At 44.3% G+C, this 23,683-nt stretch carries 21 protein-coding genes; 3 read left to right on the forward strand and 18 right to left on the reverse strand.

What is annotated here, in order from left to right:
- Positions 1-11: 11 nt before the first annotated feature.
- The 17 genes from RTS09_RS07135 to rplU all read right to left on the reverse strand — a co-directional run bounded on the left by RTS09_RS07135 (position 12) and on the right by rplU (position 19,012).
- Positions 12-866 (reverse strand): ferredoxin--NADP reductase, encoded by an 855-nt coding sequence (locus RTS09_RS07135; RefSeq protein WP_312535567.1) that lies wholly within the window; start codon positions 864-866, stop codon positions 12-14.
- A gap of 95 nt (positions 867-961) precedes the next feature.
- The gene (locus tag RTS09_RS07140) at positions 962-2,482 is read right to left on the reverse strand and encodes an NADH-quinone oxidoreductase subunit N (protein WP_312535570.1); all 1,521 of its coding nucleotides are present in this window, start codon (positions 2,480-2,482) and stop codon (positions 962-964) included.
- Positions 2,483-4,069 (reverse strand): NADH-quinone oxidoreductase subunit M, encoded by a 1,587-nt coding sequence (gene nuoM / locus RTS09_RS07145; protein ID WP_007115478.1) that lies wholly within the window; start codon positions 4,067-4,069, stop codon positions 2,483-2,485.
- Between the two features lie 5 nt (positions 4,070-4,074).
- Complete coding sequence (gene nuoL / locus RTS09_RS07150; RefSeq protein ID WP_312535573.1) at positions 4,075-5,976, reverse strand: NADH-quinone oxidoreductase subunit L; 1,902 nt, start codon at positions 5,974-5,976, stop codon at positions 4,075-4,077.
- 7 nt (positions 5,977-5,983) lie between these two features.
- On the reverse strand, positions 5,984-6,307 hold the full coding sequence (nuoK, locus tag RTS09_RS07155; RefSeq protein ID WP_007115476.1) for an NADH-quinone oxidoreductase subunit NuoK: 324 nt from the start codon (positions 6,305-6,307) through the stop codon (positions 5,984-5,986).
- Positions 6,307-6,951 carry an NADH-quinone oxidoreductase subunit J gene (nuoJ, locus tag RTS09_RS07160; protein WP_309575643.1) on the reverse strand — a complete coding sequence of 215 codons (645 nt, stop codon included), beginning with the start codon at positions 6,949-6,951 and terminating at the stop codon, positions 6,307-6,309. Before nuoJ ends, nuoK begins: the two co-directional genes overlap by 1 nt.
- Positions 6,948-7,499, reverse strand: coding sequence for an NADH-quinone oxidoreductase subunit NuoI (nuoI, locus tag RTS09_RS07165; protein WP_007115474.1), 552 nt, complete (start codon positions 7,497-7,499; stop codon positions 6,948-6,950). Before nuoI ends, nuoJ begins: the two co-directional genes overlap by 4 nt.
- 15 nt (positions 7,500-7,514) lie before the next feature.
- A complete protein-coding gene (nuoH, locus tag RTS09_RS07170; protein ID WP_007115473.1) occupies positions 7,515-8,570 on the reverse strand; it encodes an NADH-quinone oxidoreductase subunit NuoH in 1,056 nt (351 codons plus the stop codon).
- Positions 8,570-11,566: an NADH-quinone oxidoreductase subunit NuoG gene (gene nuoG / locus RTS09_RS07175; protein ID WP_312535576.1), complete on the reverse strand. Its 2,997-nt coding sequence runs from the start codon at positions 11,564-11,566 to the stop codon at positions 8,570-8,572. The genes nuoH and nuoG overlap by 1 nt, the downstream gene beginning before the upstream one ends.
- Before the next feature lie 9 nt (positions 11,567-11,575).
- On the reverse strand, positions 11,576-13,048 hold the full coding sequence (nuoF, locus tag RTS09_RS07180) for an NADH-quinone oxidoreductase subunit NuoF (RefSeq protein WP_138019187.1): 1,473 nt from the start codon (positions 13,046-13,048) through the stop codon (positions 11,576-11,578).
- Positions 13,045-13,554, reverse strand: a complete 510-nt coding sequence (gene nuoE / locus RTS09_RS07185) for an NADH-quinone oxidoreductase subunit NuoE (protein ID WP_138019186.1) — start codon at positions 13,552-13,554, stop codon at positions 13,045-13,047. The genes nuoF and nuoE overlap by 4 nt, the downstream gene beginning before the upstream one ends.
- A gap of 13 nt (positions 13,555-13,567) precedes the next feature.
- Positions 13,568-15,352 (reverse strand): NADH-quinone oxidoreductase subunit C/D, encoded by a 1,785-nt coding sequence (gene nuoC / locus RTS09_RS07190; protein ID WP_219330943.1) that lies wholly within the window; start codon positions 15,350-15,352, stop codon positions 13,568-13,570.
- A 162-nt stretch (positions 15,353-15,514) separates the two neighbouring features.
- Positions 15,515-16,177, reverse strand: a complete 663-nt coding sequence (locus tag RTS09_RS07195) for a NuoB/complex I 20 kDa subunit family protein (protein ID WP_312535588.1) — start codon at positions 16,175-16,177, stop codon at positions 15,515-15,517.
- 93 nt (positions 16,178-16,270) lie between these two features.
- Positions 16,271-16,804: an NADH-quinone oxidoreductase subunit A gene (gene ndhC, locus RTS09_RS07200; protein WP_257619564.1), complete on the reverse strand. Its 534-nt coding sequence runs from the start codon at positions 16,802-16,804 to the stop codon at positions 16,271-16,273.
- 528 nt (positions 16,805-17,332) lie between these two features.
- Positions 17,333-18,022 (reverse strand): outer membrane lipoprotein periplasmic chaperone LolA, encoded by a 690-nt coding sequence (gene lolA, locus RTS09_RS07205; RefSeq protein WP_312535590.1) that lies wholly within the window; start codon positions 18,020-18,022, stop codon positions 17,333-17,335.
- A 374-nt stretch (positions 18,023-18,396) separates the two neighbouring features.
- A complete protein-coding gene (gene rpmA, locus RTS09_RS07210; protein WP_036591251.1) occupies positions 18,397-18,660 on the reverse strand; it encodes a 50S ribosomal protein L27 in 264 nt (87 codons plus the stop codon).
- Between the two features lie 40 nt (positions 18,661-18,700).
- Positions 18,701-19,012, reverse strand: a complete 312-nt coding sequence (rplU, locus tag RTS09_RS07215; RefSeq protein ID WP_065252357.1) for a 50S ribosomal protein L21 — start codon at positions 19,010-19,012, stop codon at positions 18,701-18,703.
- 440 nt (positions 19,013-19,452) lie between these two features.
- On the opposite strand from rplU, the gene RTS09_RS07220 reads away from it, so the two are divergent.
- Entirely contained in the window at positions 19,453-20,373 is a 921-nt protein-coding gene (locus RTS09_RS07220; RefSeq protein ID WP_312535701.1) for a polyprenyl synthetase family protein, read from the forward strand.
- Positions 20,374-20,478: 105 nt separating this feature from the next.
- Positions 20,479-21,411, forward strand: a complete 933-nt coding sequence (locus tag RTS09_RS07225; RefSeq protein ID WP_312535593.1) for an alpha/beta fold hydrolase — start codon at positions 20,479-20,481, stop codon at positions 21,409-21,411.
- 14 nt (positions 21,412-21,425) lie between these two features.
- Here the strand turns inward: RTS09_RS07225 and RTS09_RS07230 are convergent, their stop codons facing one another.
- Positions 21,426-22,004 carry a TetR/AcrR family transcriptional regulator gene (locus tag RTS09_RS07230; protein ID WP_312535595.1) on the reverse strand — a complete coding sequence of 193 codons (579 nt, stop codon included), beginning with the start codon at positions 22,002-22,004 and terminating at the stop codon, positions 21,426-21,428.
- Between the two features lie 288 nt (positions 22,005-22,292).
- Here RTS09_RS07230 and RTS09_RS07235 point away from each other — a divergent pair, with 288 nt between their 5' ends.
- Positions 22,293-23,675: an efflux RND transporter periplasmic adaptor subunit gene (locus RTS09_RS07235; protein WP_312535598.1), complete on the forward strand. Its 1,383-nt coding sequence runs from the start codon at positions 22,293-22,295 to the stop codon at positions 23,673-23,675.
- Positions 23,676-23,683: the final 8 nt, after the last annotated feature.

Here is a 23,683-nt window from a genome sequence, read left to right on the forward strand (position 1 = left end):
TAACAAGGCGCTTACCAATAGTTTTCAACGGCGATATTACCTTCACCGCGCCGATTCATGGTCAATCCAATCGATTTTAAGGCTTCTTTGGTATCTTCGACCATTTGCGGGTTACCACATAGCATCACGTGACTGCGCTCTTTATCCAGTTTCTGCCCTACCAACTCGGTTAACTTGCCCGACAATATCAGATTGGGAATCCGCGCTTTTTCCCCCGCATAATCCGCTTCTCGCGTGACAATGGGCAAAAATACAAACGCTGCTCCATTGTCGCCATAGATTGACTTAATCGCGTCAATCTCCGCTTGATAAGCAAGCTCTTGCGAGGTGCGTGCGCTGTACACCAAAATAATGCGCTGATATTGCTGCCATACATCAATGGTCTTTAAAATCGATAAAAATGGGGCTAAACCTGTGCCTGTTGCCAGCAACCATAAATCATTGGGTAGGGGTAACTGGTAGCGGGCTAAGGTCAAGTAGCCAAATGGCGTGGTATTAAGCAATAAACTATCGCCCACTTGGATATGATTAACCTTACTGGTGAATTCCCCGTGAGGAATGACCACCGAGAAAAATTCAATAAATTCATCATAGGGCGAAGATGCGACGGAATACGCGCGAAACACATAGCCATCAAGGTCAACGTGCTGACCTTTCGTCTCATAATCTTGTGTCTCAGAAGTTATTAATTTGGTCTCATGGTTTTGTGCAAAATATTGCAAATCTTTGCCATGAATACCGAGCCTAACAAATTGCCCTGCGGTAAATTTAAAGCCATCGGGACGCGTGACTTTAAAACTTAGCAAAGTGGGTGCCCAACGGGTTATTTCAATCACTTTAACGCGAATACTTTTATCATCTGACATGTTATCTTGACCATTTTTTTTGCATCATTATAAACAAAAAAGCGTACCTTAATGAGCTAAGATACGCTTTTTTATGTCGCAGTACTAAAGTTGGATTAATACAGACGAACTAGCGTGATAATTTTTGATAACGTTTCGGGAAAAATACCGAAGTACAATACCGCTAACGTCACCAACAATACCATAATGCCGCCTGCTTGAACGCCCCAATGATTGACTGCATCGTGCGGCTGTACTTCTTGGGGGCGTCTAAACAAGGTGACCATAAGATTTAGATAGTAATACAAGCTAATTGCACTACCCACGATAATCATGGCAGTGAGCCACCAACTTTGCGCTGAAACCGTAGCAAAAATCGCAAAGAATTTGCTGATAAAGCCTGCGGTCAATGGAATACCTGCCAATGATAAGAGCATTACAGTTAATACAGCGGTCAGTACAGGACGTTGCCAAAAAATACCTTGGAAGTTGTCAACCAATTCCGCCTCGCCTTGACGTTTATACGGGCTTGACATGATAGTCACAACACCAAACGCTCCAATGGTGGTAAACGCATACACTGCCATGTAAAGGCTGACAAAACCTGCTGATTCAACTTTTACGGCGCTGATAATCGCTAACACATAGCCGATATGCGCAATAGATGAATAGGCTAACAGACGTTTTATATTGTGCTGACGAAGCGCCAGTACGTTACCGATAATCATCGATAAACTGGCAATCACCACAATCAAGGTATTGATTGCTGGCAAAGCTAAGGTCGCCGTAGACAATAAGAAACGTAATCCTAGCGCCATCATAGCTACCTTGGATACACTGCCTAAGAAAGTCGCCACAGGCGCAGGCGCACCTTGGTAAACGTCTGGCGTCCAAGTATGGAATGGTACTGCTGAGAGTTTAAAGGCAATACCAAATAACATTAATGCAGTCCCCACCACCAAAATCGGCATAACGATACCATTTTGAAACATGGGTACGATTGCCATACCAATTTGACGGAAGGACAAAGTACCTGTGTTTGAGTAGATTAATGCCATACCCATCAACATGGTAGCAGAGGCTGTCGCCGATAAAATGAGGTATTTAAAACCCGCTTCTAACGATTTACCACGCGCATAAGTATAAGCCAACATACCATATAGCGGTACCGACAATAACTCTAAGCTGACAAAGAAAGAAGCTAAGTTATCAGCGCATACCATAAACAGCGCGCCCAATGTTGAGATAAGCAGTAGCAAATACAACTCTTCTTTATTATCGCGATAGCCTCCAATGTAACCATACGCCAAGGTAAAGCACGCAAGCGAGCTGATTAAAATAATCACCATATTGAACTGGGCAAAGCTATCCACTACAAATAAGGGAGCAATCAAGCCTTGCGATGGTGTAAATAATTCATACAGACCATGCAACATGCTATCAGGATTGCCACCCAATAATTGTATAAGGACAACAAACAAGGCGGCATTAAGGCCAATCACACTGATGGTACCTGCCACAAAATTTGAACGCTTCATGGCGATGGCAATCATCACCACCACCGTGGTGATTGAAATTAAAATCATTGGAAACAATGGCATGAGCACATTGCTAGCAAATGGAATAATAGGATTCATCTATTTTACCTCCATATGAGCAAATGGCTCTTGAGCAGTAGGTGCAACTTGCTGGACATGATATGCTTGACTAATCCAGTGCATACTGTGATCAGAGGTATCTAAGAATGATTGGGGATATAGACCTAACCATAATAAACCAAACCCAAGCACCAACAAGATTGCCGCTTCACGCGCATTGATATCACGCATCGGTGACATTTTCTCAATCGTCGCTGTTGGCGTACCAAATAATGCTTTATAAATCATAATTAATGCGTATAAACCGGCAACGACTAAGCTAAAGGTAGCAAACACCACTGCCACAGGATGCGAGGCGAAAGAACCTAACAGAATTAAGAACTCCCCAATAAAGTTACCGGTACCTGGAATACCTAATAATGCCGCGGCAAAGAACATAAGTAACGGTGGGTAATAACGCATTTGACCCCACATACCCCCCATTTGGCTCAAATCACGGGTATGTAGACGCTCATAAAGCTGACCACTCATGATAAATAATGCCGCTGAGCTAAGACCATGTGCCAACATTTGAATCATCAAGCCTTGGAAACTAATTAACGTACCGGCATACAACGCAAGTACCACAAAACCCATGTGTGAAATACTGGTATAAGCCAGTAACCGCTTGATATCTTGCTGCATAAACGCAAGCCAAGCCCCATAAAAAATACCAATACCGCCCAAGGTAATCGCAATCGGTGCAAACTGAGCACTGGCTTCTGGGAATAATGGCAGAACAAATCGCAATAAACCATACGCCGCGGTTTTAATCAAAATACCGGCCAAATCCACCGAGCCTGCAGTCGGTGCTTGTGCGTGCGCATCGGGTAACCAGCCATGCAGTGGGAAAATTGGTAATTTAACCGCAAAGCCAATAAAGAACATCAGCATGATTGGATATTGCCATTTGCCAAGATCTGTACCTAGCAAGTCCATATAGTTAAAAGTTATTTGACCTGTGGTTGATGCATGAATCATCACCAAAATCAAAATACCAATCAACATAATCAGACCCGATGCTTGGGTATAAATAAAGAATTTGGTTGCGGCATATTCTTTGGTTTTACCGCCAATCGCATTGTGTCCCCAGATTGCAATCAAGAAATAAATAGGAACTAACATCATCTCCCAAAAGAAGAAGAACAAGAACATATCGATTGCTAGGAAAACACCAATAACACCGCCCAAGCTCCAAAGTAGATTAAGATGGAAGAAGCCCACACGGCGAGTAATCTCACCCCATGAACACGCCACCGCCATCATACCTAAGAAGGCTGTTAGGCTCACCATCAACAGCGATAACCCATCAATGGCTAGATGGAAACTGACCCCCAATGAGGGCATCCAAGGTAATTGAAACTCTGCCAACCAAGTCGGTTTAGCAGTCACCTCAGCAATGGTTTGTGCTGAACCAATAAAGTTACCGTTTTGCCAAATAGCTACCGTAATCAAAAACGTTAATAGCATGCCAAGAAACGCAATCCACCGAGGTAAACGTTCATCAACTTTTTCAACCAACCAGCACAGAAAACCTGCAATGATTGGAATAAATATCAAGGCGGGTAATAAGAGATTATTTTGCATAACTGTTACTTCCCTATCATCATCATTACCAACACCAACAATACTGCCATGCCAAGACCGAAGCTAGCAGCATACCCACGAATCGAGCCAGATTGGAACCATGTCGCCACTCGGTTACCTGCCAACGATAGTGCTGGTAAAATATTCCAAGTGCGGTCAATCGGGTCAATTTTAATCAACTTACCAATCAATAAGAATGGTTTAACAAATACAATGTCATACAAAGCATCAAAACCTAAACCATGATAGCACCAGTAATTAAGCGCACGGCCCAAACCTGTTTGGTTAAACTTACTCACAATGCGACCTTTATCTAGGGCAAACAAGAAAGCACCCACAATCAAACCCGCCAACATCGCAGCCATCACAATCATTTCTGCTGTGTGCTTACCATGTTCTACCTCAGGATGAATCACGCTAAAACTCTGTGGCAATACGCCTGCTAATGGTGGATGAATCATCGCCCCCACTGCAGTTGATAACACTAGCAATACCGCGAGCGGCAGCCAGTATGTCCAACCTTTAAGATCGTGAATAGGCGTTTTTTCTTCCCCAAAGAACACAATCCAAATCATACGAAACGTATAAATCGAGGTTAAAAACGCACCCACCACTGCCATCCAAAATAAATTCATATGACCTGATGCGAAGGCTTCCCAAATGATTTCATCTTTTGAGTAATAACCCACCGTAATCCAAGGAATCGCAGCAAGTGCCCCACCACCAATCGCAAACACCGCAAATAGGAATTTATTTTTATAGAACAAGCCACCCATTTTAAAGATGTTTTGCTCATGATGGTATGCCAAGATAACAGCGCCCGACCCTAGGAATAACAAAGCTTTGAAGAATGCATGGGTCATCAAGTGGAAAATCGCAACTTGCCAAGCGCCTACCCCTAATGCCAAGAACATATAACCGATTTGACTCATGGTCGAATAAGCTAAGATACGTTTGATATCGGTTTGTGCAAGCGCACAGAAACCAGCAACCAACAATGTTGTTGCCCCAACGATACCTACCCAACTTGCCAATACATCAGGGGTCAATAAGAACACTGGATGTAAACGGGCAATTAAATACACACCTGCGGTCACCATCGTTGCCGCATGAATCAAGGCTGAAACAGGCGTAGGACCTGCCATCGCATCGGCAAGCCAAGAATGCAGCGGGATTTGTGCAGATTTACCCATCGCACCAAGCACTAGCATCACAGCCGCAACTTTGATGGTAGGATAGCTATGACCAAAAATCGTCACCGTTGACCCTGCCGACGTTAGCATTTGCGATACATTGGCATTGATATCTGAGATATTTAACGTACCCAATTCACGGAACAACAAGAATAAGCCAAACGCTAAAAACACATCACCCACACGGGTTACAGTAAAGGCTTTCATCGCGGCACGGCCATTGGCGCGCTCATGATAATAAAAACCAATCAATAAGTAAGAACAGATACCCACGCCTTCCCAACCTAAGTACAACAGCACTAAATTGTCAGCAAGCACAAGTAACAACATACTTGCGACGAACAGGTTCATATAGCTAAAAAATCTTGCGTAGCCTGTTTCACCGCGCATATACCATGACGCAAAAATATGAATTAAAAAACCGACACCGGTAATCACGCCCATCATGGTCACGCCCAAACCATCCAGCATGAGACCAAATTTTGGGGCAAAATTACCGACTTGCATCCACGTCCACAATGGCTGATTAATGACAGCGCCTTGTGGGTGGTTCATTAAAAAATCACTGCCTGCCATCAAGGCACACAAAGCAGCCAAACCCATACTACCGACGCCGACCACTGCGGCTGCGTTTTCGCTCAAGCGGTCACGCATGGTCGCTAGAATCAGAAAGCCAATCAGCGGCAGCATAAAGGTTAAAGGTAACATACTCATTTTGATTTCACCCTTTCATCTCATTTGCCGTATCGACATCTAAATGACCACGCTTATGATAAAACTGTAAAAGAATAGCCAACCCAATTGCGACTTCAGCGGCTGCCAAAGTTAGCACCAAGATAAACATAATTTGTCCGTCAGGACTGACCCAGCGACTACCTGCCACTACAAATGCTAAGGCAGCAGCATTCATCATAATCTCAAGACTCATCAACATAAACAAAAAATTACGTCGTACCATCACACCACAAAAACCAATGGCAAACAAAATCGCTGACAAGATTAGACCGTGCTCTAATGGCACATGCTCTAATGGAAAGTGTCCCATTATGCCTTCTCCTCCTGAACTTCGCGTAACACAGCCGGTTGGCTGGGCTCTTTATCAATAAAATTCGTTAAGGCAGGTTGTATGGTATTACCAAGCTCACTGTTATGACTTTCGTTTTCATCATCCAAGGCAGATTTTGCCAAATGATAAGCCGCCACCAAACCCGCTAGTAATAAAAACCCTGCAATTTCGACCAACAATAAATATTCGGTAAATAATTTGGCACCGATCATTTTTGCCGTGACTGGCTCCACCCCAATAAACGCTGGCATCATTCCTTCAAAACCATGTTTCATGCCAATCAAACTAAACAAGGTCAAACCCACAATAAATGCAAGTCCTGCCGGCACTGCCCAAGCTGAGGATGATAACCAGCTTTCTTCTTCTAAGGTACTTTGGGTGCCTAAGTTCAGCATCATCACCACAAAGACGAACAATACCATAATCGCGCCTGCATAAACGATGATTTCAAGCGCACCGGCAAATGGCGCACCTAAGGCAAAGAAAATACCTGATAACGCCAGCAGCGTGACAATCATGTTTAGTAACGCATGTACAGGATTGGTACGAGTAATCACGCGCAAACTAGCCAAAATAGCGACAATCGCTAATAAATAAAACCCTATCGTTGCTCCGGTTATCATGGCAATAAACTCCGTAAATCAATCGGCGCAGACTCATTTTGGTGTGCCCCTTTAGGTTTATCTTTGGTCGCCATCCCAGTCACACGGTAATAATTGTAGTCAGGAAATTTACCCGGGCCTGAAATTAACAAATGCTCTTTTTCATACACCAAGTTTTGACGGTTGTACTCACCGAGCTCAAAATCTGGCGTCATCTGAATAGCAGTTGTCGGGCACGCTTCTTCACACATACCACAAAAGATACAACGCGAAAAATTAATACGGAAAAACTCTGGATACCAGCGTCCGTCTTCACGTTCCGCTTTTTGCAGTGAAATACAACCCACCGGGCAAGCGACAGCACATAAATTACAGGCCACACAGCGCTCATCCCCATCCGGGTCGCGTGTCAGTACAATACGCCCCCGAAAACGCGGCGGTACAGGGACAGGTTGTTCTGGGTATAAAATCGTATCACGTTTACGGGTCGCATGACTTGCGACCATGATTAGGGTGCGCAGAATTGAGCCAAAACCCGTAATCGTGTTTTTTACCATAGTCAAATACATACGTTAATCTCCACCTTACCCTACACCATGGGTGCGCCATAATACATAGGCCGCCGTCGCGAGTAAATTAATCAAGGTAATGGGTAGACAAATTTTCCAGCCAAAGTTCATTACTTGGTCATAACGTGGACGCATCAACGCCCCACGCGCCAATACAAACATGGTCATGAAAAATAGCGTTTTTAACATAAACCAAATAATCGGCGGGATAAAACTCAGTCCATCAAATAATGGCAACCAACCACCAAAGAATAAAATAGTAATCAGCGACGATACCAACACGATATTCACATACTCACCGACAAAGAACATACCAAATTTCATACCTGAGTATTCAACATGGTAACCTTCTGCCAATTCTTGCTCTGCTTCTGGCTGGTCAAATGGGAAACGGTGGGTGACTGCCACACCTGCGACCATAAAGGTTAAAAACCCTAAAATTTGACCAAACACATTCCAGTGCCAAAAACCACCGGCTTGTGAGTATACGATATCGCGTAAGTTAAATGACCCTGCCAACGCCACCACACCCATTAGCGATAATCCTAGAAAGACTTCATAACTAATGGTTTGGGCAGCAGAGCGTAAACCACCAAGCAAGGCATATTTATTGGCTGATGCCCAGCCACCAAACATCACGGCATAAACTGCCAACCCTGCCATCGCAAAAAAGAACAAAATACCGATACTCCAGTCTGCGCCACCGAGTGATGGCGTAACTGGCACAATGATATAAGCGGCTAAAGCGGTAAACAATGAAATCGCAGGCGCCAAGACAAAGATAAATTTATCGGCAAATTTGGGTGTCCAGTCTTCTTTAAAGAAGATTTTTAGCATATCCGCGGCAACTTGTAGCGAACCTTGCCAACCCACACGGTTTGGACCATAACGGTCTTGCCACAGTGCCAACATGCGACGTTCATAAGGAATCATCAACGCAGCAAAAATCACCACCGCCAAGAAAATAACAATTGATTGCACTGCCAAAAATACAATTGACCAAGCTTCAGGGGACATTACCCCAGCCAGCCATGCAGGTAAATCGGGCATCTGTCTAACAGAATAGTCCATTATACCCCCTCCCCTCGAGTTACTTGAGCTGTCACACCACCATTATTAGCTGCTGGGGGTACGACAGTGTTGGTAGTTGCTGATTTTACTATACTGATGTCCGTATAAGGCTGCGCCAGCAAGGCTTCTAATGCACCCGCCTGACCCACAGGATACCCCACACAGCTTTCGGCTAAGTAATCGACAAGCTGCACAGGTAATGTGGTGGCTATACCCTTCACTGTGACGGTTAACATATCACCTGATTGCAACTGCCATTTGTCCGCATCATCCGTTGATACACTAAAAGCAGCTGGCAGCAATTGTGAGGCAACCACGTCACTACGGGCAGTGAGTTCATCACTAGCAAAAATATTATATACCGGCACTAGCTGGGTAGAACCTTGTTGGCTAGCTGCCGCAGGCGCAATATACTCACGTTTTGGCAATGGTGTTAACGCATCAAAAATACGCACCCCTGGATCGCCATGTTTTAGATGACCACCCACTTTATCTTGGTATTTATTCCAAGCTTGCGGTGAGTTCCAACCTGCTGACCAAGCAAATGGAATCATTGATGAATCCGTTTGGGTGCCCACATAACCTTCTTGTGAGAAGGTCAAGCCCGTATCGATATCTTTTGGCTGCTCTGGCTCATGCACAGAAATCGGCGCACGCATCGCTGTACGACCGGAATAACGGCGTGGCTCACGCGCGACTTTTAGACCGGTAATACGGTAATCGGCTGATGGCGCTGCTTGTCTGATTGCCGCTAGTTGTGGATTGGTGTCTGCGACCGCAGTAATCACATCATCAAGCTGCGTCCAGTCAATCGCACGGCCATTGAGCTCAGACTCTACCGCATGCAACCAACGCCAGCTTTCTTTTACCATGCTTTGCGGGCGATAGTAAACAGGATCATAAACTTGGAAGAAACGCTGTGCACGACCTTCTGCTGAGATTAGTGTACCGTCCGCTTCTGCAAAGGTTGCTACAGGTACCATCACATCAGCCTGGTTATGCCATTGATAAGCTTCATGGTCGAGTACAATCAGTGATTTGTTGGCTACCAGTTGGTTCATTTGCTCCGCGGTTAGGCGGCGGCTGATGTCATTTTCCATGACAATCACCACATCGGCATCATCATCTAATTCATCAATCGCTTTACCACCGAGTAAGTTGACACCTATGCTATTGGCAGCAGGTACTGACAAGTACAGACCCGCTTTTTCTTGGTAGCCTTTGGTTGGGTTCATACGGCTTGGGCGTTTAACTTGCTTGGCTTGTTCAGCAAATGCCGCTTCATCCATCTCTTGTTTGAGCTTGGCTTGCTCTGCATCGATTTTGGCAATCTCTGCATCCACTTGCACATTGTGGGTGTCAACCACGCCTTTTTCATATACTACCACTTCACCGCGTTTTTGCTCAGCGATATTGGCAATTTGTGCCGCCGCTTCTATGATAGCAGTGTGGTACAGTGATGAGCCTGAGATGATAAGGGGTTTGGTTGCTTTAAGTAGCGTCTGCGCGATATGTTTAGCAAATGCCTGCATATCAGCATTATCGCCTTCATCGATGACCAAATCTTTTGGTAGTTGCGAGGTGGCCAACGTTTTCATTTGCTCAGCGATGCTAAAGCCTAATTCAGCGATATCGCTTGGGGTGGCTACGCAGCTTACTTTGGCGATATCATCAAGGCGTGTATCTTTGACATCCACAATAAAGATTGGGCTGTAGTCTTTTTGACCGATACGAGCCACAGGCTCTGCCAAGAAATCTGGCGTTTTTAGCGCATCTGCCATTTGTTTGGCGCGATTTTTTGCCGCTTGGCGTACTGCCAGTGCAATACGTGGACTGGTTTGGGTAATATCTTCACCCAAAATCAATACCGCATCATAATCCTCAATCTCACGCATACTTGGATTATGGATATTTTCTGTGGTCAATACATCGATACATTTTTGTACCACAGTTTTTTCTTGATTGGTAATACCAATGCTAAAATTTTCGGCACCGACTAAGCGTTTTAGGGCATAGTTTGATTCAAGGCTGGCAACGGGTGAACCAATACCGATGGCTTTTTTACCTTGCAACCGGTTTTTGATGGCATCGATAGTATGGTCAATGCTCAAATTGGTTTGTTTACCGCTTAGTGTTTCAATCGCTTGAATTGGGCGGTCTTGGCGGTTGACATAGCCATAGCCGAAACGACCACGGTCACACAGGAAGTAAGCGTTGACTTCACCGTTAAAACGGTTTTCGATACGGCGCAATTCACCATAGCGCTCACCCGCTGAGATATTACAACCTGCCGAACAGCCATGACAAATGCTTGGGGCATATTGCATGTCCCATTTACGATTGTAGCGCTCTGAGTGAGTTTTGTCGGTGAATACCCCAGTTGGACAAACTTCGGTAAGGTTGCCTGAAAATTCACTTTCAAACTGACCGTCTTTATCACGACCAAAGTACACACGGCTTGCTGATGCGTAAACCCCTAAATCTTCACCACCTGCATAGTCTTTGTAATAACGCACACAGCGATAACACGCGATACAGCGGTTCATCTCATGATTGATAAATGGACCCAAGTCTTGGTTTTGGTGGGTACGTTTAGTAAAGCGGTATTTACGATGATTGTGACCTGACATGTAGGTCATATCTTGCAAGTGACAATGACCGCCCTCTTCACAGGTTGGACAGTCATGGGGGTGGTTAGTCATTAAGAACTCAACCAAGCTTTTACGGAAGTTTTTCACTTCTGCATCCGTCACTGAGATCCACATGTCTGGTGTCGGATTGACCATACATGACATGACCAAACGACCACGACCGGCTTCATAATCTTCTTTGTTATTATATTGCTTGACGGCACATTGGCGGCAAGAACCCACCGAGCCCAATGCTGGATGATAACAAAAATAAGGGATATCGATGCCAAGCGATAAACAAGCTTGTAGCAAGTTATCGGCACCATCAACTTCGACGTCTTGACCGTCTATATGAATAATTGCCATGCTAATTCCTTACACTGATTGCCCATTGGTGGCCTTAACCGGTTGATACACTTCAACTTTTTCGCTGTTTGCGAATGAAGGCACGCCCGTTGGGGACAATTGTTCTTCAGGCACCACATTGTTACCAATTTTAGCTTCAAATTCTGGTAAAAAGTATTTTAACGCACTTTGTAATGGCTCAACCGCACCCGGTGCGTGGGCGCAAAAGGTTTTACCTAACCACAAATCTTTGGTCAATTGGCGCAATACGTCAATATCGACAGGTTGACCATTGCCTGTATCGATGGCATGCAAGGTTTTGACTCCCCATGGCAACCCGTCACGGCAAGGCGTACACCAACCGCAGGATTCACGGGCAAAGAATTTTTGCAAATTGAGCGATAGTGACACCATATCTTGCGCTTCATCTACGACCATAATCAAGCAGGTACCTAAACGGCTACCCGCTTTCATGATGGGTTCAAAGTCCATTGGCAGGTCTAAATGCTCATCACTGGCGGTTAAGAAGTCAGTTGACGCACCGCCTGGCAACCAAGCTTTTAGTTTACGGCCGTCTTTCATGCCTTTGGCATAATCAAAAATAATTTCGCGAGCGGTAGTACCAAATGGCAGTTCCCATAGACCGGGCTCATTGACTAGACCTGAACAACCCATGATTTTGGTGCCGGGGTTTTCTGATTTGCCTTGTGCAAGGCCTTTATACCATTCTACGCCATGCAGCATGATGCCCGGCATGTTGTTTAAAGACTCGACGTTATTGACCACAGTGGGACGACCCCATGCCCCTGATACTTGTGGGAAGGGTGGCTTAGTACGTGGATTGGCACGGCGACCTTCAAGCGAGTTAATAAGCGCAGTTTCTTCGCCACAGATATAACGACCTGCACCGGTATGCACATGTATATCAAAGCTATAGCCTGAACCTAAGATGTTATCACCTAAATACCCTTTGGCACGGCATTCATCCAATGCATTATTTAGACGTTTAGCGGCTTCAATGTACTCACCACGGATAAAAATATACCCTGCGGTTGCGCCAATGGCATAGCCTGAGATAATCATCCCTTCAATCAGCTGAAATGGTAGGCGCTCCATCAATAGACGGTCTTTAAACGTGCCTGGCTCCATCTCATCTGCGTTACAAATCAAGTAACGGGGTCCGCCATCGGGTGGCGTCATAAAGGTCCATTTAAGACCTGCATTAAAGCCTGCACCACCACGTCCACGCACGTTGGCATCTTTAATCATGTTGCCCACTTCTTTGGCAGATTTAGCCAAGGCATTTTTTAGACCTTCAAACCCTTTTAGGCTTTCATAGGTTGCCAAATCTAGCACTGAGTCATAATGCGCCAAACGCCAAGTCAGGGGCTTGGTTTCACTGGTGGCTGTTGCTTTATCACCATAAATAGGAATGCTTTGCTCGCCCAATTGACTGGGTGATTTGCCAATTTTTCGATTATTAATTTGACGGGTTATATTCATGCGTATTGCTCCAGCAATTCAGCAATCTCTTCAATTTGGACAGGACCGTAGGTATCTTCATCAATCAAAACCGCTGGACCTTTATCACAGTTGCCTAAACAACAAATAGGTAACAAGGTAAAACGATTGTCTGGGGTGGTTTGACCAAAACTAATACCTAAAGTGCGCTCAAAAGCTTGACCTAAACTCTCTGCACCTACCAGATAACAACCAATTGAGTCACAGACCAAAATCACATGACGACCAACTGGTGAACGGTAGATACGGTTATAAAATGTTGCAACCCCTTCCACATCGGTGACTGGGATTTTTAAGATATTAGCAATCGCGTTGACTTGTGCATCATCCACCCAGCCATTACGGCGTTGGACAATTTTTAGCGCATCAAGTGATGCCGCGCGGCTTTGTGGGTAGTGATGCATAAATTCATGAATGTCGTGAATTTCTGCTTCGGTTAGAATGCTTGCGACATCCACCTTTGGGGTTTTATCAGTTACAATCTTCATCGGTGGTTTTCTCCTAACGGTCAACGTCTGCCATAACAACGTCAATTGACGCTAGATAAATAATTAAGTCAGAAACCAAGCTACCATTAATGACTGACGGCATTTGCTGTAAGTGCGCAAAGGTCGGTGTACGAATACGGGTACGGTAACTCATGGTTGAGCGATCAGACGTAATATAATAGTTGGTAATGCCTTTCACCGCTTCCACCATAAAGGAGGACTCGCCTTCTGGCATAACAGGACCCCACGATACTGAGATAAAGTGGTTAATCAAAGTTTCAATGTCATTTAAGGTGCGGTCTTTGGGTGGTGGGACAGCCAGTGGGTGATCGGCTTTGTATGCGCCCATTGGCATGTTGTTGAGACATTGCTCAATGATACGCAGTGACTGACGAATCTCTTCAATTTTGACCAAACAGCGGTCATACGCATCGCCATTAAACTCAATTGGCACTTCAAAATCAAAATTTTCATAGCCAAGATAAGGACGCGCTTTACGCACATCGTAAGGGATACCCGTGGCACGAAGTCCATGACCTGATACGCCCCAAGCAAGGGCAGATTTAGCATCATATTGGGCAACGTTTTGGGTACGCAGTTGTAGTACCTTGTTTTTCATGGTGGCTTTGACGTATTCATCGATACGTTTTGGCATCCAATCTAAGAATTCACGAACCAGTTTGTGCCAGCCATTTGGCAAGTCCATCGCGGTACCGCCGATACGAAACCATGCTGGGTGCATACGATAGCCGGTTACCGCTTCAATCACATCATACGCTTTTTGACGGTCGGCGAACATATAAAATACTGGCGTCATACCGCCTGCATCCTGAATGAAGGTGCCCCAGTACAGCAAATTATTGGTGATACGGAAGAACTCACTCATCATGATACGAATGGTATTCGCGCGATCTGGTACCGTAATACCTGCCAATTTTTCCACTGACATGAGGTACGGTAATTCATTCATCACCCCGCCAAGATAATCGATACGGTCAGTGTAAGGAATAAATGAATGCCACGTTTGGCGTTCAGCGATTTTTTCAGCGCCGCGATGGTGATAACCAATGTCTGGGATACAGTCAATGACTTCCTCGCCATCTAGCTGAAGCACAACGCGAAATGCACCGTGCGCAGAAGGGTGGTTAGGACCCAAGTTTAGGAACATAAAGTCTTCGTCACGGCCACTACGTTTCATGCCCCACTCTTCTGGAACAAATCGTAAGTTCTCCTGCTCAAACATCTGCTTGCCTTTATCGAGATAATAAGGCGGCACTTCAGTCGCACGAGAGGCGTATTCTTTACGCAGTGGATGACCTTCCCAGTATTTTGGCAATAAAATACGGGTTAAATGTGGGTGACCATCAAAGGTAATACCAAACATATCCCACGCTTCGCGCTCATACCAGTTGGCATTCGGCCAAATACGGGTTGCCGTAGGGATTTGTAAATCAGCTTCTTTGAGCGCCACTTTGATACGGATATCCGTGTTGCGTTCTAATGACATTAGATGATAGAACACAGTGAAATCACTGTCAGGTAAGGCATTGCCATCCCTGTCTTTACGATGTTGGCGTAAGCGCTCATCAATCGCTGAAATATCCAGTAACATCACGTAAGGCTGTGGCAAGGTGCGAAGGTACAGGAGTACTTCGATGACCTGTTCACGGCTGACCCAAATAGTGGGAAAAGCGTCAAAGGTTTTTTGTACAACAAACTGCCCCTCAAACTTGCGATTTAATTCTGCAATCACTGCTGGGACATCAGTTTGTGCTTGATTATCAGTTACCGTTACCATGAGTGGCACTTTCCTCATTCACAATTATTAAGAAGGTAGTGGAATACCTTTTTTGTTTTGAACGCAATTCGATAAGCTTTTACTTAGCGAAAATTCATCCTAAATCCATCCAGAGACTTACTCTAGCATTAATCAATCTCTAGCATTAATCAATCTCTATCATTAATCAATGTTATCTGGGCTGCGTAGATTTTTGACCGCGATGCGCTCGGCTTGTTTACGGTCACGTTCTGGCTGCATGACAGGTTGGTAGATACCTTGGTCATTGACATGAATACCGAGTGGACGACGTTCTTTAGTAATCGATTCTTGCAGCAGCATGATGGCTTGAATCAAAGCTTCTGGACGGGGTGGGCAACCAGGGATATACACATCGACAGGAATGATTTTATCAACGCCTTGCACCACTGAATACACATCGTACATGCCGCCTGAGTTAGCACAGGCACCCATTGAAATGACCCATTTAGGCTCAAGCATTTGCTCGTAGAGACGCTGAATAACAGGCGCCATTTTCATAAAGCAAGTACCTGCCACAATCATCACGTCAGCTTGGCGCGGTGACGCACGAATAACCTCAGCGCCAAAGCGCGACAAGTCATGCACGCCTGTCAATGTCGTTGCGTACTCCACATAGCAGCACGAGGTGCCAAAGTTAAATGGCCACAATGAATGCTTACGACCCCAGTTTGCAAGGCTATGGGTCAAATCTTCTAATCGCGTCATGACGACGTTTTTATTGACTTCCTCTTCGTCAATAATTTGACGAGTTTGGTCTGGAAATCTGTCGGCATCTGGATTGGCTTTGGTTAATGTATATTTCATAATGCTCGATCACCTTGATTCTTAAAGCAGGATTTCGCTCTATGTCACTACAAATGCAAAAGACCTTGCAACATAGATTGCAAAGTCGGGTTATTATTTTACCGCGTTATTGTTTGGGTTTTGGTTCATTGCGCCAGACAACTGGGCAGGGATTTTACCAGTAGGGTCAATTTCTAACTCTTCAACACCATTAAAGCGGGTAATATCCGCCAGATTAAAGCCCGCAGGCGCAGCAGCCAAACGCTTTGGTTTTGGCTTTTTGTCTGCAGGTGACCAGTTAAGTGCCCCTAGTTTGAGCAGATAATATAGACCGATTAACAGCTCTACCACAAACAGCACAACGGTCCAAAATCCTAACCAACCTGCTTCTTTGACCGATACCGCATAGGTATATAGGTATAATGCTTCTAAGTCAAAGATAACAAAGAAAATAGCGACGATATAGAATTTTGCAGATAAACGGATTCTGGCAGAACCAACACTGACCACACCCGACTCGAAATTCTCTTGCTTTTGAAAGCCTTTAGAAGTACCACCTAACAATCTTGGTACAACAAGCATGAAAATACAAAGTCCTATGGCTGCCAAAATAAATACAATTGCAGACCAATCAATGACTGGAATCATGAGGATACTCCTGGGCAATACGACTAACCGTTACGTGGGTTAAGCAATTCAAGTTGGGACGATATTTTTGATACTTCCACCAAGCCCGTCTGGCTCAAGCGCAATATCACAAAGACGATGGCAGATAACTTCTTAAGAACTATTTTCCTTAAGATTACCTCGTACCAGCTAACAAGCTGCCCCGCTGCACATCCATTGACCATTATTGTAATCGGTGAGTGATTGGCTAGTTACTAAACAGGCTAGTCAAATATATTGCTAAAACCACGATGAAAACCTAATATAAAGTAGCATTACATCACTTTATAAAAATGCGTATTTTAACAAAAGTAACTATATATTGCTGTTAACTGGCTAAAACACGGATAGTTTACTCATTTTATGTAAAAAATGCTAGTAGCAGGGTTCAATCTTCCGTTAATTAACCGTTAATTAAATAGCAACACTTTAGCAAAAAAACCCTGCCATAAGCAGGGTTTATCAGCCAAAAATCATTTAAATAATTCATTGAATGAAATAGTTAAATACTTATTGGTTAATCACATCCACGCCTTTAGGTGGCGTGAAGCTAAATTGATTACTGGCAATTGACGTATTGCGTTTCACATCTGAGAATCGAATACTGGTGGTTTGTCCCAAATTATCATTTAATACCATCATAACAGGATTACCGCTGTTAAAAGCGATACCTAAACTTTTAAAGTTGGCATTGCCACTTTTTGGATACAGCACATAATAGTTTTTTGAGGCAATCGGCTGGGTCACATTAAAACTATTGGCGATTTTGCTGGGATCACCTGACAAAATCAGTGCTGGGGTATCCCCTACTTGATTGCTCACGCTTTGCTTGGTCGCTTGATTTAAGTCTTTATCGTACACCCAAAGCGTATTGCCATTGGCAACAATCAGTTGCGATGCCGTACCATCAATCTGCCAACGAAACTGGTTTGGGCGTTGCACCGCCATAGTACCTGAGAAATTTCTTGATGCTTTACTTAAGCCCTTGCCGCCTGTGCCAGAGGTGGTTTGACTAAAATTGGCGGTCATGCTTTTGACATTTTTAAGTAAGTTATTTAAGTTTGTTGCCGCGCTTGCTGAGTTGGCGACAGCGGCATTGGCTGATTGCATGGCGACTGTCATCGGCATGCTAGTAATCAATAGTGCTGATAATGTACCGGTGGCTAATTTATTGATAATTTTATTAGTAGATGTTGTCATGGTAGGTTCCTCATTCAATAAAAATTGTTAAAAGTTTAGAAAAAGTATTCAAAAATAATATCAGCCCAACAGGCTAATCAATCAATTAAAAATTAACCAATTAAAAATTAACAAGTTAAGCTAAATTCGCTGACAGATATTGTCGCTAAATTTTTCTTACCCAACTAGACGCCCCATGCAATGATTGTTGTTTAAGTTGTAACAAATGTAACAATAGCTGAGTGATAAGAAAGAAAGTTTTGACTAGATAATAACTAACCAGTGCCAAGCCATTCAAGACTATCCAAAACCCGTTAAGACGCTTGGCTATAAGCAATAAAAAACCCAATAAGTGCAACTTATTGGGTTGATTTGTTTAACAACAAGCTGAGTGATTATTCAGCTGCGCCTTCAACAAATACGTAGCGACGATTGAATTTACCTTTAACAGCAAATTTTACCACGCCGTCAGTTAAAGCAAATAATGTATGGTCACGACCCATACCTACACCTTCACCTGCGTGAAATTCTGTACCACGTTGACGTACAATGATGTTACCAGCAACAACTTGTTGACCGCCAAAGATTTTTACGCCAAGCATTTTTGGGTTTGAATCACGACCGTTACGGGTAGAACCTGCGGCTTTTTTATGTGCCATGTCGATGTCTCCTAGAGATTAATGTGTTTGAAATAGTCAATTAAGCAGTGATTGCTTTGATTTTTAACAAAGTATACCATTGACGGTGACCTTGTTCTTTATGGTAGTGTTTACGACGTCTGTGTTTTACAATACGTACTTTTTCGCCACGACCATGTTCTACTACTTCAGCTTCGACCACTGCACCGGCAACCACAGGTTGACCAATTTTGATATCGCTGCCATCAACGACCATTAAAACGTCTTCAATTTTGATGGTATCGCCTTTTTCAGCTTTTAGCAATTCAACTTTTAAAAATTCATCTTGAACGACGCGATGTTGTTTACCACCACTTTTGATTACTGCATACATCTTGGTTGCTCCAATAAACCCGTACACCGTGGCTACCAAGGGCGATAACACTTCTACGACGGATACACAGGGAAATATAAGGTCGCGATTTTAACGTTTCTAGTGGTTAAAATCAAGTAAAACTTCACAGATGCGGGGTCGATTTTGGCTGATAAATTATTGCGCATTTCTCAACACAATGGATGCTGAGTAATACAAGTCGCCAATAAAAATACACAGCAATAACTTACACAAAAAACGGCAGTATGGTATGATTTTGCCGACCTTCACCCCAAGCCAAATTTCACGAATTTTCACTCCAAGCTTTGAGCCAACCTATGCTAGACAATCAACAATTAAATCCTACATCCACTGCTATCAATGCGGTTACCAAAGACAGTAACAGCACGCCTGTCACCTATCAGCAGATTCAATCTATTATCGCTGACGATTTCGAGATTATGGATAAGCAGGTGTATGGCAGTCTAAGCTCAAAAGTCAAACTGGTCATGTCGGTGAGTCAGCATGTCATCAACGCAGGTGGCAAGCGTATGCGCCCACTGATTTCGCTACTTTGCTCACGTATTTGTAACGATCAGCCCTCACAAGCTGCCATGCATTTGGGCGCAATCACTGAAATGCTGCATACCGCAACGTTAGTACATGATGATGTGATTGATGCGTCAGGTATGCGCCGTGGTAAGCCGACCGCGAATGCAACGTGGGATAATGCAACGGCTGTATTGGTCGGTGACTATCTGATTGCCCGTTCATTTAATCTTTTGGTGGGTTTTGGCTCGTTGCCGTTATTGCAGTTATTCTCAGATGGCACTTGTGATATCGCTGAAGGGGAAGTATTGCAGCTACAACATCAGCATGACCCCAAAGCCACCGAAGCCGATTATATGAAAATCATTGACGGTAAAACCTCTCGGCTATTTATGATGGCAAGTCAAGGCGTGGCTATTTTGGAAAATCGCCCCGAATACAATGATGCCTTCGCGATATTTGGTCAGCATTTTGGTAATGCCTTCCAAATCATTGATGACGTGCTCGATTTTGTCGGTGATAGTGAGGTGCTCGGCAAAAACGTGGGTGATGACATTGCTGAAGGCAAGCCCACCTTGCCGCTGATTAAAGCGCTTGAAATGACCACGGGTGATACGCATGAAAAATTGCGGATTGCTATTCAGACAGGGGAAGTGCAAGACACGGGTGAAATTATTGAGATTGTCAAAAACAGCGGCGCACTGGCGTACTGCCGTGACAAAGCGATGCAAGAAAGCGAAATTGCTAGACAAGCCGTACTGACCTTACCTGATTCACAATACCGCCAAGGTTTACTCGATTTGATGACGCTTGCCAGCCAAAGGTTATATTAACGTCATTAATCATTCATAAACCTTTGCTAAATTGAGGCGAAAAATCCCAAATTTGCCATGACTGACCACCCAATTAAATTTAAGCCTTCCAAACACGCGGATTTTATGCAAGCCGCCAAGGTGCATACCCCAAAGTATAAATTCTACGTTGAAGTCGGTGGTGACCCTACCCACCCTACCATCGTACTGATTATGGGGCTAGGCGCGCAAAGCCTGGTATGGCCCAATGAATTTTGCTATGCATTAATCAATGCTGGATTTCGGGTCGTACGATTTGACAATCGCGACATTGGCAAATCCAGCAAGCTGAAGCACAAAAAACTGACTCCCGCTCATGATTCGCCCATTTATAAAGCCAAATTGCTAGGCAGATTCGGACTGGGTTTACCGCTTAAAAACCTGCAAACACCGTATGATTTGTACGACATGGCAGAAGATGCCTATCAACTGCTCAAAATGTTGGGCATCAAAAAATACTTTGTGATTGGTCAATCGATGGGCGGTATGATTGCGCAAATCATGGCAGTGCGTTATCCACACCAAGTAGAAAAATTGGGACTATTATCCACCAGTAACAATCGACCCTTTTCGCGCCCACCCGCCATTGAAGCCATCAAGGCCTTTACCCAGCCACTACCCAAAAGCCAAGATGCTGACGCATTGACCCAGCAGTTCGTGCAAACCATCAAGACCATCGCCAGCCCCGATTACTTTGATGAACAAGCGGCGCTGAGCAAAGCTAAAAAACTGTTTAAACGGCGTTTTTACCCAAAAGGTACGCAGCGGCAGTTACTGGCGATTTTGGCGACGGGGTCACTGGTCGATCTTGACAAACAAATCCACCAGCCCACCCTCATCATCCATGGCAAACAAGACAAACTCATTCCATTTAGTCATGCCTATTCGCTTGCCAAGCACATTGCGCACAGTCAATTGATACTCATTGATGAGCTCGGTCACGATATGCCACTTGCCCTGACAGAACAACTGGCAAGCCAGTTTATCGCGCATTTTAGTTACAATGCGCCAATCAATTGATTGTGATGCGAAAATTAACTCATTGTGATGATAAGCATTTGCTCCCAGCCAACCTTTAAATCGGCTGGGATTGGCAAATCTTTTTCAAAATAGTATTTAAAACTTGCCATAAAGATAGTTGCCATCATGGTGGCTTGGTAATCAATCGCCTCCGCCGTTAAATAATCTGTCGCCTTTTGTTTTTTAGCCAGTTCAATAAAGTTTTGTTTACCCATCAAAAACATATCATGATAAAGATTGTGGTGTTGGGTGCGGATTTTCCACAGGGCAAGCATCTGTTGGCGGCGTTCAAACAGCTTTTGTGAATGATTTTCCATAATCATTTGTAGCATTTGACTATCGGCATTGAGCCTGTCCTGAAATAGCTGGCTGACTTCCTGCTTGAAATCATCAATCATCTGCCCAGCCAAATCACCCTTACCACTGTAATATTTATAAAAAGTAGCACGATTGACTTTGGCGCGCTCCAAAATTGCTTGGATAGCAATATCGTTGTAATCCTGCTCGGACAACAATATAATAAAGGCTTCACGGATGGCTTTATGGGTTTTGACAACACGTAAATCAGGTGACTTGTTACGACTTAAAGTCATGGGGAAATGTTTCCTTATTAAAAAAATCTATCAATGGCTTTGAAATTTTAAAATTTTTATGTATACAAATAGCTAAAAATTGTTGCTTAAACACTTAATTTGTTTAATATTGTTGGTTTCCCAATTGGAGATTTTTTTTTAAAATAACCGCTGCCGATCACTAGGTAGTAATTTAGCTATCCTTTAGTTATCGTAAAGTTTTGTGTCTTATCGTAAATATTGCGACAACAATGTCGCATTTATTTTATAATATTTTTTCAAAGATTCCCTATTTTTTATGAGGTTGGTATGAGATACCCAGTGTTGTTCATGGTGTCATTAGCGAGTTGTAGCTTATTAATCGGGTGTAATAAGTCAGACACAGCAGCCCAGCAACAAAGTGGCGGCGGTGCAGGAGCACAGGCGCAAATGCCACCCACAATAGTCAATGTACAGCCTGTAACATTCCAGACGATTCCACTTACCAAAGAGTTATCAGGTAAAGTTGTCGCCTATCAAGAAGCCACCGTTACGCCGCAAGTGTCAGGTATTATTGACCGCCAGTTGTTTCGCGAAGGCACTTTTGTCAAACAAAATCAGCCGTTATATCAAATCAATACCGATAGCTACACCAGTGTACTTGCCGGTAGTCGCGCAAGCCTTGACCAAAGCCTTGCCAGTGTCAATACCGCAAAAGCCAACTATAATAATGCCTTAGCGGTGCTAGAAACCCGCCAAGCCGAACTTGCGCTGGCTCAAACCAATTTAAACCGTCTAAAACAGCTACGTGGTACTGAGGCTATCTCAAGTCAAGAATATGACCAAGGGGCAACCGCCGTGCGTACTGCTCAAGCAGCGGTTAAAAATGCGCAGGCGCAAGTCGGGGTGGCACAAGCCAATATTGATGCCGCCCAAGCAGCGGCTCGCGGCGCACAGCAATCAGTGAATAGCAATCAGCTCACCATGAGCCGTACTGTGGTTAAAGCGCCTATTAGTGGTATCACCAGTCGCTCAAATGTCAATGTCGGTGCGCTTGCCACCGCGGGCACGACGCAGATGGTAACCGTCTCGCAACTTAATCCAATTTATGTCGATATCAGTCAGTCAGCCGCCGAGTTATTGGCGCTTCGTCAGCAATTTGCGGCTGGTAAACTTAGCACACCGCGTACCGCACAGGTTCAGTTAAAGCTCGCCGATGGCTCAACCTACCCGATGGTGGGGCAACTTCGCTTTGAAGAAGCTAAAGTGGATAGTACCACAGGCACGGTCAATCTGCGTGCGGTATTTAGCAATGATAACTTTGTGCTGTTGCCAGGGATGATGGTGAATGCCCAGTTGATTCAAGGTATTATCAATAATGCCGTATTATTACCACAAAGTGCCATTAATCGTACAGCCAAAGGTGAATCAACCGTATATGTGGTTGACGCCAATAATAAAATCCAATTACGCCCAGTTACGGTTCAAGGTACCCACCAAGGTCAATGGATTGTCACTAGCGGTCTAAAACAAGGTGAGCAAGTGGTGATGGTTGGCGGCGCCAAAGTCAAACCAGATCAGCAAGTCAAAGCCATGCCTTATGTGGCGTCTACATCAGCCTCAACCGCGGTACCGACCAATGCTTCTACCACGACGACGACCAAAACGACCGTAACAAATAGCTCAACTACCGCCAAAACTGCGCAACCATAAGCACGGGA

This window comes from Moraxella sp. CTOTU47618 (assembly GCF_032017425.1).
Classification (GTDB): Bacteria; Pseudomonadota; Gammaproteobacteria; order Pseudomonadales; family Moraxellaceae; genus Faucicola; species Faucicola tetraodonis.

Coding starts and splice junctions, on each gene's coding strand:
- rpmA (WP_036591251.1), bottom strand. CDS start 18,660: ATGGCACATAAAAAAGCCGCAGGTTCTACCCGTAACGGTCGTGATTCA.
- lolA (WP_312535590.1), bottom strand. CDS start 18,022: ATGACAACATCTACTAATAAAATTATCAATAAATTAGCCACCGGTACA.
- nuoI (WP_007115474.1), bottom strand. CDS start 7,499: ATGTATTTGACTATGGTAAAAAACACGATTACGGGTTTTGGCTCAATT.
- RTS09_RS07235 (WP_312535598.1), top strand. CDS start 22,293: ATGAGATACCCAGTGTTGTTCATGGTGTCATTAGCGAGTTGTAGCTTA.
- nuoF (WP_138019187.1), bottom strand. CDS start 13,048: ATGAATATAACCCGTCAAATTAATAATCGAAAAATTGGCAAATCACCC.
- RTS09_RS07140 (WP_312535570.1), bottom strand. CDS start 2,482: ATGAATCCTATTATTCCATTTGCTAGCAATGTGCTCATGCCATTGTTT.
- rplU (WP_065252357.1), bottom strand. CDS start 19,012: ATGTATGCAGTAATCAAAAGTGGTGGTAAACAACATCGCGTCGTTCAA.
- RTS09_RS07225 (WP_312535593.1), top strand. CDS start 20,479: ATGCAAGCCGCCAAGGTGCATACCCCAAAGTATAAATTCTACGTTGAA.
- nuoJ (WP_309575643.1), bottom strand. CDS start 6,951: ATGATAACCGGAGCAACGATAGGGTTTTATTTATTAGCGATTGTCGCT.
- nuoK (WP_007115476.1), bottom strand. CDS start 6,307: ATGGGACACTTTCCATTAGAGCATGTGCCATTAGAGCACGGTCTAATC.
- nuoG (WP_312535576.1), bottom strand. CDS start 11,566: ATGGCAATTATTCATATAGACGGTCAAGACGTCGAAGTTGATGGTGCC.
- RTS09_RS07220 (WP_312535701.1), top strand. CDS start 19,453: ATGGATAAGCAGGTGTATGGCAGTCTAAGCTCAAAAGTCAAACTGGTC.
- nuoE (WP_138019186.1), bottom strand. CDS start 13,554: ATGAAGATTGTAACTGATAAAACCCCAAAGGTGGATGTCGCAAGCATT.
- nuoC (WP_219330943.1), bottom strand. CDS start 15,352: ATGGTAACGGTAACTGATAATCAAGCACAAACTGATGTCCCAGCAGTG.
- RTS09_RS07230 (WP_312535595.1), bottom strand. CDS start 22,004: ATGACTTTAAGTCGTAACAAGTCACCTGATTTACGTGTTGTCAAAACC.
- nuoL (WP_312535573.1), bottom strand. CDS start 5,976: ATGAGTATGTTACCTTTAACCTTTATGCTGCCGCTGATTGGCTTTCTG.
- RTS09_RS07135 (WP_312535567.1), bottom strand. CDS start 866: ATGTCAGATGATAAAAGTATTCGCGTTAAAGTGATTGAAATAACCCGT.
- nuoM (WP_007115478.1), bottom strand. CDS start 4,069: ATGCAAAATAATCTCTTATTACCCGCCTTGATATTTATTCCAATCATT.
- ndhC (WP_257619564.1), bottom strand. CDS start 16,804: ATGATTCCAGTCATTGATTGGTCTGCAATTGTATTTATTTTGGCAGCC.
- nuoH (WP_007115473.1), bottom strand. CDS start 8,570: ATGGACTATTCTGTTAGACAGATGCCCGATTTACCTGCATGGCTGGCT.
- RTS09_RS07195 (WP_312535588.1), bottom strand. CDS start 16,177: ATGAAATATACATTAACCAAAGCCAATCCAGATGCCGACAGATTTCCA.